We start from the raw sequence: 9,876 nt of genomic DNA, 5'->3' as shown, positions 1-9,876 counted from the left end.
AGGTTGTGCTCGATCACCACGATGGTGTTGCCCGCGTCGCGCAACTGGTGCAGCACCTTGAGCAGCAGCTCGATGTCGGCGAAGTGCAGGCCGGTGGTGGGCTCGTCGAGGATGTAGAGCGTGCGGCCGGTGTCGCGCTTGGAGAGCTCGAGCGCGAGCTTGACGCGCTGCGCCTCGCCACCCGACAGCGTGGTGGCGGCCTGGCCGAGCTGGATGTAGGACAGGCCCACGTCGAGCAGGGTCTGCAGCTTGCGCGCCAGCGTGGGCACGGCGCCGAAGAAGGCGTGCGCCTGCTCCACCGTGAGCTCCAGGATCTGCGCGATGTTCTTGCCCTTGTAGAGGACCTCCAGCGTTTCGCGGTTGTAGCGCTGGCCGTGGCAGACCTCGCAGGGCACGTAGACGTCGGGCAGGAAGTGCATCTCGACCTTGACCACGCCGTCGCCCTGGCAGGCCTCGCAGCGGCCGCCGGCCACGTTGAAGCTGAAGCGGCCCGGGCCGTAGCCGCGCTCGCGCGCGGCGGGCACCTCGGCCATCAGCTCGCGAATGCCGGTGAACAGGCCGGTGTAGGTGGCCGGGTTGCTGCGCGGCGTGCGGCCGATGGGCGACTGGTCGACGTTGATGACCTTGTCGAAGTGCTCCAGGCCTTCGATGGCCTCGTGCGGCGCGGGCTCGTCGTGCGAGCGGTAGATGGCGCGCGCCACGGCGGCATAGAGCGTGTCGTTGACCAGGGTGGACTTGCCCGAGCCCGACACACCGGTGACGCAGGTGAACAGGCCCACCGGAAAGCTGGCCGTGACGCCGCGCAGGTTGTGGCCCGAGGCCCCCACGACGCGGATCGCCAGGCCGCTGCCATCGACCATGGGTTCGGCCTTGGCGCGGCCCTTGGGCCCGGCGGGAAAGCGCGGCTTGGCCGGCGCGGCCGGCGCGGCCGCGGTGCGCGCGACCTGCCACGGCGTGCGCTGCTTCGGCACCTCGATGCGGCGCGCGCCGCCCAGGTACTGGCCGGTGAGCGAGTCGGGCGCGGCGATCACGTCCTCGCAACTGCCCTGGGCCATGACGCGCCCACCGTGCACACCGGCCCCGGGACCCATGTCGATCACGTGGTCGGCGGCGCGGATCATGTCCTCGTCGTGCTCCACCACCAGCACGGTGTTGCCCAGGTCGCGCAGGTGCTGCAGGGTGCCGATGAGGCGGTCGTTGTCGCGCTGGTGCAGGCCGATGCTGGGCTCGTCGAGCACGTACATCACGCCGGTGAGGCCGCTGCCGATCTGGCTGGCCAGGCGGATGCGCTGGGCCTCGCCGCCCGAGAGCGTGTCCGCGCTGCGGTCCAGGCTCAGGTAGTTCAGGCCCACGTCGTTGAGGAATTTCAGGCGCTGGCGGATCTCCTGGATCACGCGGCCCGCGATCTCGCCCTTGGCGCCGCCCAGCGCCAGCGCCCCGAACCAGCGCAGGGCGTCGCCGAGCGTGACGTGGCCGATCTCGAAGATGGCGCGGCGCTGCTCGCCTTCGCCCACGAACACGTGGCGCGCCTCGCGGCGCAGGCGAGAGCCGCCGCAGTCGGGGCAAGGCCGCGTGGCGCGGTAACGCGCCAGCTCCTCGCGCACGGTGGCGCTGTCGGTCTCGCGCCAGCGCCGCTCGAAGTTGCGCACGATGCCCTCGAAAGGGTGCTTCTTGCTCACGCGCTTGTTGGCGCGCTCGCCGCCATCCAGCGCGTACTGGAAGCGGATCTCTTCCTCACCCGAGCCGAACAGCAGCACCTGGCGCACCGCCTCGGGCAAGGACTCCCAGGGCGTGTCGACGTTGAAGCGGTAGTGCGCGGCCAGGCTTTCGACGAGCGAGAAGTAGTGGCCGTTGCGCCGGTCCCAGCCCTTGATGGCGCCACTGGCCAGGCTGAGCGAGGGGAAGGCGACGATGCGCGCGGGGTCGAAGAACTCGGTGTGGCCCAGGCCGTCGCAGCTGGGGCAGGCGCCCAGGGGCGAGTTGAAGGAGAACAGGCGCGGCTCGAGTTCGGCCACGGCGTAGTGGCACAGCGGGCAAGCGAAGCGCGCGGAGTGCGCGTGTTCCTGGCCCGAGTCCATGTCGAGCGTGATGGCGCGGCCGTCGGCCAGGCGCAGCGCGGCCTCGAAGCTCTCGGCCAGGCGCTGGCGCTGGGTGTTGACGCCGGCGGCGTCGGCCTCGGCGCGCACCTTCAGGCGGTCGATCACGACGTCGATGTCGTGCTTGTCGTTCTTCTTCAGCGCGGGCAGGGCCTCGGCCTCCACCACCGCGCCGTTCACGCGGAAGCGCACGTAGCCACGCGCCTGCATGTCGGCGAACAGCTCGGCGAACTCGCCCTTGCGGGCGCGCGCCACGGGCGCCAGCACCATCAGCCGCGTGCCCTCGGGCAGCGCCAGCGTGGCGTCCACCATCTGCGCCACGCTCTGCGCGGTCAGGGGAAGGTCGTGGTCGGGGCAGTGTGGCGTGCCGGCGCGCGCGTAGAGCAGGCGCAGGTAGTCGTGGATCTCGGTCACCGTGCCCACGGTGGAACGCGGGTTGTGGCTGGTGGCCTTCTGCTCGATGGCGATCGCGGGCGCCAGGCCCTCGATCAAATCCACGTCGGGCTTGTCCATGAGCTGCAGGAACTGCCGCGCGTAGGCCGACAGGCTCTCGACGTAGCGGCGCTGGCCCTCGGCGTAGAGCGTGTCGAAGGCCAGGCTGGACTTGCCCGAGCCCGACAAGCCCGTGATGACCACCAGCCGGTGCTTGGGGATGTCGAGGTCGATGTTCTTGAGGTTGTGCGTGCGCGCGCCGCGCACCGACAGGGTAGCGCCGCGCAGGCGCATGGCGTCGCCGAGGTAGCGGGCGGAGGGCTCTTCCACGCGCGATGGGGCGGCTTCATCCGCCCGCAGGGCGCCGGACGGCAAGAGATCGGAAGGCAATTTCTGGTTCAAGGCACGAGCGTCCAAGGCAACCCGCCATGATACGCCCGAGGGTCTCCGCGGCCGGGTCAATCCGAGGCGCCGGGGACGATGGCCGACAATACGCGGCTGGCCTCCCGACCCCCGCCCGCCTTGACCGCCTTGCGCACCGCTCCCCCTTCTCCCGACACGGCCACCACCGGCCACCGCATGACCGCCGATGAGCGCCGCGCGAGCGCGGCGCTCGCGGCCATCTACGCCCTGCGCATGCTGGGGCTGTTCATCGTGCTGCCGGTGTTCGCACTGGAGGCGCGGCGCTACCCGGGTGGCGACGACCCGGCCCTGATCGGCCTGGCCATGGGAGCCTATGGCCTCACCCAGGCCTTCCTGCAGGTGCCGCTGGGCATGGCTTCCGACCGCTTCGGCCGCAAGCCGGTGATCCTGCTCGGCCTGGCGGTGTTCGCCGTGGGCAGCGCGGTCGCGGCCTGGGCGCCCTCGGTGCACTGGCTGCTGGCGGGACGCGCGCTGCAGGGCGCGGGCGCCATCTCGGCGGCCGTCACCGCCCTGCTCGCCGATCTCACACGCGACACGGTGCGCACGAAAGCCATGGCCCTGGTGGGCATCAGCATCGCCTTGATGTTCGCGCTCTCGCTCGTGGCCGCGCCCGCGCTGGTGCCGCACGTGGGCCTGTCGGGCCTGTTCGCCCTCACCACGGCGCTGTCGCTCGCAGGCATGGCGGTGGTGGCCTGGGTGGTGCCGCCCGCGCCCGCACTGGCCGCCGACGCGCCGCGCGCACCGCTGAAAGAGGTGCTGCTGCAGCCCGACCTGATGCGCGTGAACGTGGGCGTGTTCGCGCTGCACGCGGCGCAGATCATGATGTGGCTGGCGGTGCCCGCGCTGCTGTTGCAGACCGGCCTGGCCACCGAGCGGCACTGGCAGGTCTACCTGCCGGCCGTGCTGGTCTCGCTGCTGATCGTGGGCGGCGTGCTGTTCCGCCTGGAACGCCGCGGCCACTTCCGCGCGGTGTACCTGGGCGCCATCGCGCTCATGGCGCTGGTGCAACTGGGCTTTCTGGCGCTGCTCGATTCGCCCACGCTGGCCGGCGTGGGTGCCCTGCTGTGCCTCTTCTTCGTGGGTTTCAACACGCAGGAGGCGGGCCAGCCCAGCCTGGCCTCGCGCCTGGCCTCGCCGCGCCAGCGCGGCATGGCGCTCGGTGTGTTCAACACGCTGATGTCGCTGGGCATCTTCACCGGCGGCGCGGTCGGTGGCCTGGTGCTCAAGGCCTGGGGCGCCAGCGGCATCTTCATCGCCAGCGCGGCGCTGATGCTGCTGTGGCTGGCCGCGGCCTGGCGCATGCGGCCGGTGGCCGCCATGCCCGCACCGCCAGCTTCAGCGCGGTCCTGAGCCGTCCACGCCGGGCTCGCGCAGCGAGCGCATCATGATCTGCGACATGGTGCTGTAGAGCGGGCGGCTGATCATGCGCGAGACCAGGCTGGCGAACAGCGCGCAGGCGATCAGGCTGAGCACCATGCTGTGGCCGTCGGTCATTTCCATCACGATGATCATGGCCGTGATGGGCGCCTGCGTGACGGCCGCCAGAAAGGCGCACATGCCCAGGGCGATGAGCGCCGCACCGTGCGGCGAACCGAACAGCCAGGCCACGTCGGCCGCCACGCCCGCGCCCATGGACAGGCTGGGCCCGAAGATGCCGCCGGGCACGCCCGACCAGGCCGACAGCCACGAGGCCACGAACTTGAGGAAGGTGAAGACCAGCGGCTGGTGCGCGGCCGGCAGTTCGCTGGCGTGACCGAGCAGCTCGCGCGTGTGCGCCTGGCCCAGCCCGACCGCACTGCCGTCGCTCACCACCGCGATCAGGCCGACCACGAAGCCGCACATCGCCGCGAAGCTCACCGGCCGCTTGCGGCGGTAGGCGCAGAAGCGGTCGGGCGTGCCGGTGAACGACGCAAGCATGAGGCGCGAGAGCAGGCCTCCCAGCAGGCCGCAGCACAGGGCCACGACGAAACCCGGCAGCGCCAGGGACCACCAGACCACGCCGTCCACGCGCACGCGACCGAAGGTGGACAGGTTGCCGAAGGCCGAGACGGCGACCAGGCCGGCGATCACGATGGCCGCGAGCATCAGGCCGCTGCTGCGCTCCGTCAGGCGCCGGGAGAGCTCCTCGACCGCGAACACGATGCCGCCCAGGGGCGTGTTGAACGCCGCCGCGATGCCGGCGGCGCCGCCCGCCACCAGCAACTCGCGGTCGCTGATGCCCGAGCGCGGCGAGAGCCAGCGCCGCGCGTGCAGCATCACCCCGGCGGCCACCTGCACGGACGGTCCCTGACGCCCCACCGACAGCCCCGCCAGCAGGGAGCCGGCCACGGCGAGGATCTTGGCCACGCTGACCTTGAGCGAGACGAAGCGGGTGCGCTCGGCCAGCGGCGTTTCCGGCGCCAGCGCGGTGAGCACCTGGGGCACGCCGGAGCCGCCCGCGCCCGGCGCCCAGCGGCGGATGCCCCAGACCACGGCCGCCGTCACCGCGGGCGTCCAGACCAGCGGCGCCCACCAGGCGGCCGCTCGCAGCGCGCCGTAGGCGTCGGTGGCGGCGTCGGCCAGCAGCGTCAGGGCCACCACCGCCAGCCCCGCGAACACGGCATAGGCCAGGATGAGGCCCCGATCGAGCCACTGGCGCCCGCCACCGATCTCGTCACGCAGGTTCTGCAGGAAATCGGGCTCGCCTTTCATGGGCATGCAGTGTATGTCCCTGCTTCCCGGCCATCGGCGGGCCGGTGCGGATGCGGCACAATGGCCGGTCTACCCTCGGGCCGAACACGGCCCGCTTCCACAGGACTCTCCCATGGCATCCGTCAACAAAGTCATCCTCGTCGGCAACTGTGGCCGCGACCCCGAAATCCGCTACCTGCCCTCGGGCCAGGCCGTGGCCAACGTGAGCGTGGCCACCTCGAGCCGCCGCAAGGACCGCAACTCGGGGGAGATGATCGAAGAGACGCAATGGCATCGCGTGACCTTCTACGACCGGCTCGCCGAGATCGCAGGCGAGTACGTCAAGAAGGGACGACCGATCTACGTCGAAGGGCGCCTGAAGTACGGCAAGTACACCGACCAGGCGGGCGTTGAACGCAACACGGTGGACATCATCGCGACCGAGATGCAGTTGCTCGGCGGCCGCGAAGGCATGGGCGGCGGCGACGATGGCGGCGCCCCGCCGCGCAGCGCGGCGGCGCCCCGGGCAGCGGCCGGCTCCGGTGCCCGCCCCGCCCCGGCCCCCCGGGCCGCCCCGGCACCCGCGCCAGCGCGTCAGCCCACCGGCTTCGACGACATGGACGACGACATCCCTTTCTGAAATCACGCAAACCGCGTAACCTGACCCACCCGAGCGGTGGGTTTTTTTTGCGCCGCCGCGGGCGAGTCCGGAAAAAACCAATGCAAAGGGATTAGTTCCAGGGCAATTTGTTGATCCATTGATTATTCTCGACAGGTTCTCAACCGTCACTCACACGAGGTGCTCATGGTCCGGGTTGTCGTCGCAGAAGACCACGCGCTGGTTCGTCAAGGCATCGCCATGCTGCTGCAGTCCGCCGGCGATTTCGAGTTGGTGGCCGAAACGGCCAAAGGCAGCGACGTCGAACTGCTGGTGCAGTTCCACAAGCCCGACCTGCTGCTGCTCGACCTGGCCCTGTCGGACAGTTCGGGCATCGAGGTGGCACGGCGCGTTCGGCGCGTCGCGCCGAATGTCCGCATCCTGGTCGTCACGGGCAACGTCTACCCCGGCTCGGTCGCCAACGCCTTCGGTGCCGGGGTCAACGGCTTCGTGCTCAAGCATGAGCAGGGTGCCGAGCTGCTCGACGCCATCCGCACGGTCATGGACGGGCGGCGCTACATCAGTCCGCAGGTGGCCAAGGGCCTGGACAGCTCCGCGAACAAGCGGCCCAACGCGCAGGGCCTGCCGCAGACCCTGACGCAGCGCGAGCAGCAGATCGTGCGCATGATCGCGCGCGGCGGCACCAACCAGGAGATCGCCGACGCGCTGCACATCAGCGTGCTCACGGCGCGCAAGCACCGGCAGAACGTCATGCTCAAGCTGGGCCTGCACAACGGCGCGGAGATCGCGGCGTACGCGATGCAGGCGGGGCTCATGGAAGCACCCGACGTCGGCTCGAATCTCTGAACGCCCGCGCCGCGTGGTCATGGAACAGGGCCCCTCGCGGGCCCTGTTCCATGAGTGAAAACCAAAATAGTGCTCGCGCATTATTGAGGCGACAGCGTCGGGTCCGGATACTGAAGTCCATGTTGAACGAGCGTGCAGCCCCCCGGCGATTGCACGAACGATCACTCACCAACGAGGTGTAACCATGAGACAAGCACTGGCCAGCGGCGTGATGCAGCGACTCGGTATCCGGAGCACGACCCGAATGAGCGACGAGCAGATGGACTCGGACATCGACTCCGAAATCATGCCCACCACCATCGCCGCCGACTACGAGACGCTCATCAACGAATGCTTCCAGGTGCTGGGCCTGACCCAGGACATCGTGCGGATCAGCGTTCGGCCCGTGGGCTTCAGTCCCGCCGGCGTCGAGATCTACGCGGCCTTCATCAAGGTGCTGCGCTGGGAGCCGAACGTGATCCAGATGCTGAACCGCCTGCCGTACTTCGAGAAGAAGATCGACAAGCGCATCCGGCTCAGCAACCTCCTGCGCTACAGCGGCTTCGCGGGCCTGTGGTTCCGCACCCCCGCCACCGTCGAAGGATTTGCCACCGCGGTGCACTGAGCCGCCGCGCGGCCGTGCACCGAGCCGTTCACGTCCACGGACGTGAACGGCTTTTTTCATGCCGCCGCGCGGCACCACACCGTCACTCCCCCGAGACCCGGTGCAGGATGTCACCACTGAGGACACGCAAGGCGCCATGCACGGCACCACGCCGCGCTTCGGCCACGAGCATGGCGTCCACACCCGCCAGTTCGGCCAGCCAGGCATTGGCCACCGACAGCAGACTGCTTTGGCCGATGCGCAGGTCCGACTCGGCTTTCTGCCGGGCCGCGCGCGCGATCAATGCCAGGTCCGCGGCGTCTTCACAGCGCCGATGCGCCGCCGCGTACCGCCCGAGCGCTTCGTCGAAGTCCCCGGCTTGCGCCAGTGAACCACCACGCACGTACGCCTGCATGAGCGCTCGCCGCTCGGCCAGGTTGAGGGCGGGCGCCTGCGTGACGTCATGCGACAGCTGAGTGGGCAACAGATGGGTCGCTCGCGTGAAGCATTGGCCGGCGTCGCGCCACTCGACCATGGCCTGCGCGACGCGTTCCCGCGCTTCGCCCTGGTGCGGCCGCAAGGCCTCGCGCTCCGGCGGGCGCAGGCACCGGGCCCGCTCGCGCCCGCCGGCCAGTTGTACGAGCCGCTCGATTCCGTGTTGAACGTCGAGCGCGAGGGTCAGGCGCTGACGCGCCGCGACCATGCGCGCACAGGCCTCGGCCGCCACCACCAGCCGCTGCCGCGCCGCGGGCGACTCCGGCGCCAGGCAGGCCACATGCGCCAGAACGGCGTCGATGCCCAATCCACCGTGTGCAGTCATCACCGGCGGTGCGGTCTTCGCTGGCGATGCGATACGCCGGGCTGTAAGAGCTGCGTGCATGGGCCATCCTCCTTGAACATGACCCGCAGAGTCTTGGCCCCCGAACCGCCCGATTCAATAATGCGCCGGAGCTATATTGGTCGGCCCCCGCACGTCTCCTCGCTTTTCGCCCGCTATGCAGTCCGATAGCCGTGTCGACGCGATCTGGGCGCACGCCCCCGGCGTCGGCGCGCTGTTGTCGCCCATCGGCGATGTGCTGGCCGCGTCGCCCGGTTGGCAGGCCTGCATGCAGGTCCCGCTGTGGAATGGCGACTGGCGCAACGGACTGGACCGGGACGGGCGCCTGCGTCTGCTGCAGGTCTTGACGCGGCCACGCGAGTTCAACATCCCCCTCCAGCTGTGGCGCCCCGGCGAGGGCACCGTCCATTGCCGCTGCGCCGGCTGGTGGGATCCGATCCACCAGGCGCACGGCTGCTACCTCGTCGATGTCACGGCACAGGAAGCCAGGCGGCTGGAGCACGAGGCGCTCAATGGCTGGATACGGCAGCTCTTCGAGCAGTTGCCGGTGCAACTCGCCTACTTCACGCCCCCGCCCGAGGCACGCTGCCTGTTCGCCAACAGCCGCTACGCGCACGCGATGGGACACGACGAGAACTCGATACTCGGCCGATCCGTCGTCGAACTGCTCACGCCCGATGAACTCGATCACCTTCGCGAGGCTGGCAAGACCTATGCGCAAGAGGGCAAGGACCTGAGCTTCCTGCACAGCCGGCACCGCCCGGGCGGCGATGAGGTCCTGGAGGTGTCGCTCGCCGCCGACCGCTGGCCCGACGGCCGCTTGCGCGGCACGTTCGTTCTGATGACCGACGTCACCGAACGGCACCGCGCCGAGATGGCGCTGCGCGCGTCGCGCGAGCGTCTCTCGCGCTTCCTGGAGGCCAGCGCGGAGGGCGTGATCTTCCACCGCGACGGCACCATCACCGACGCCAATCCGGCGGCTTGCCGCCTCTCGGGCTACAGCCACGCCGAGCTGGTCGGGCGCACGGTGGTGTCGATGACGCCGCGGCGCCACCGCGACCGCTCGCGCGCGGTGATCGGCAGTGGCGCCGACGCCTATTTCGAGTCCGAGATCCACCACGCCAACGGCGAGGCGATTCCGGTCGAGCTGATCGGCCGCACCATGGAGATCAAGGGCGAGCGCCTGCGCATGACGGTCATCCGCGACATCCGAGACCGCCGCCAGGCGCAGGCGCGCATCCACACCCTCATCGAAGATCTGCGCTCCCAGAAGGACCGCGCCGAGGCCGCCGACCGCGCCAAGTCCGTCTTCCTGGCCGCCGCCAGCCACGACCTGCGCCAGCCCATCCACGCCCTGGGCCTGTTCCTC

At 70.2% G+C, this 9,876-nt stretch carries 8 protein-coding genes; 5 read left to right on the top strand and 3 right to left on the bottom strand.

The window, feature by feature from the left end; translation table 11 throughout:
- A partial coding sequence (gene uvrA, locus VLG41_RS20475; protein ID WP_325351235.1) for an excinuclease ABC subunit UvrA occupies positions 1 to 2,822 on the bottom strand: 2,822 nt, incomplete at its 3' end.
- A gap of 285 nt (positions 2,823 to 3,107) precedes the next feature.
- Here uvrA and VLG41_RS20470 point away from each other — a divergent pair.
- Positions 3,108 to 4,301 (top strand): MFS transporter, encoded by a 1,194-nt coding sequence (locus VLG41_RS20470; protein WP_325351234.1) that lies wholly within the window; start codon positions 3,108 to 3,110, stop codon positions 4,299 to 4,301.
- Here the strand turns inward: VLG41_RS20470 and VLG41_RS20465 are convergent.
- Positions 4,287 to 5,648, bottom strand: coding sequence for a chloride channel protein (locus VLG41_RS20465; protein ID WP_325351233.1), 1,362 nt, complete (start codon positions 5,646 to 5,648; stop codon positions 4,287 to 4,289). The genes VLG41_RS20470 and VLG41_RS20465 overlap by 15 nt on opposite strands.
- Before the next feature lie 106 nt (positions 5,649 to 5,754).
- Between VLG41_RS20465 and ssb the strand changes: the two genes are divergently transcribed.
- The 3 genes from ssb (at position 5,755) to VLG41_RS20450 (ending at position 7,690) form a co-directional block, all read left to right on the top strand.
- Positions 5,755 to 6,261 (top strand): single-stranded DNA-binding protein, encoded by a 507-nt coding sequence (gene ssb, locus VLG41_RS20460; protein WP_325351232.1) that lies wholly within the window; start codon positions 5,755 to 5,757, stop codon positions 6,259 to 6,261.
- Positions 6,262 to 6,426: 165 nt separating this feature from the next.
- Entirely contained in the window at positions 6,427 to 7,086 is a 660-nt protein-coding gene (locus VLG41_RS20455) for a response regulator transcription factor (RefSeq protein ID WP_325351231.1), read from the top strand.
- A 184-nt stretch (positions 7,087 to 7,270) separates the two neighbouring features.
- Complete coding sequence (locus tag VLG41_RS20450) at positions 7,271 to 7,690, top strand: hypothetical protein (RefSeq protein ID WP_325351230.1); 420 nt, start codon at positions 7,271 to 7,273, stop codon at positions 7,688 to 7,690.
- 82 nt (positions 7,691 to 7,772) lie between these two features.
- Here VLG41_RS20450 and VLG41_RS20445 read toward each other — a convergent pair whose 3' ends face one another.
- On the bottom strand, positions 7,773 to 8,549 hold the full coding sequence (locus VLG41_RS20445) for a hypothetical protein (protein WP_325351229.1): 777 nt from the start codon (positions 8,547 to 8,549) through the stop codon (positions 7,773 to 7,775).
- A 115-nt stretch (positions 8,550 to 8,664) separates the two neighbouring features.
- On the opposite strand from VLG41_RS20445, the gene VLG41_RS20440 reads away from it, so the two are divergent.
- Positions 8,665 to 9,876: PAS domain S-box protein (locus tag VLG41_RS20440; RefSeq protein WP_325351228.1), on the top strand; the 1,212-nt coding region annotated here is incomplete at its 3' end.

The organism is Hydrogenophaga sp., from assembly GCF_035481345.1.
Taxonomy (GTDB): Bacteria; Pseudomonadota; Gammaproteobacteria; order Burkholderiales; family Burkholderiaceae_C; genus Hydrogenophaga.
Note: the sequence above shows the minus strand (reverse complement) of the source record. Positions and strands in the feature narration are given on the sequence as shown.

Bases quoted from the DNA above. Each gene is read 5' to 3' on its own strand.
- VLG41_RS20470 (WP_325351234.1), top strand. From the start codon at position 3,108: ATGACCGCCGATGAGCGCCGCGCGAGCGCGGCGCTCGCGGCCATCTAC.
- VLG41_RS20465 (WP_325351233.1), bottom strand. From the start codon at position 5,648: ATGCCCATGAAAGGCGAGCCCGATTTCCTGCAGAACCTGCGTGACGAG.
- ssb (WP_325351232.1), top strand. From the start codon at position 5,755: ATGGCATCCGTCAACAAAGTCATCCTCGTCGGCAACTGTGGCCGCGAC.
- VLG41_RS20455 (WP_325351231.1), top strand. From the start codon at position 6,427: ATGGTCCGGGTTGTCGTCGCAGAAGACCACGCGCTGGTTCGTCAAGGC.
- VLG41_RS20450 (WP_325351230.1), top strand. From the start codon at position 7,271: ATGAGACAAGCACTGGCCAGCGGCGTGATGCAGCGACTCGGTATCCGG.
- VLG41_RS20445 (WP_325351229.1), bottom strand. From the start codon at position 8,549: ATGCACGCAGCTCTTACAGCCCGGCGTATCGCATCGCCAGCGAAGACC.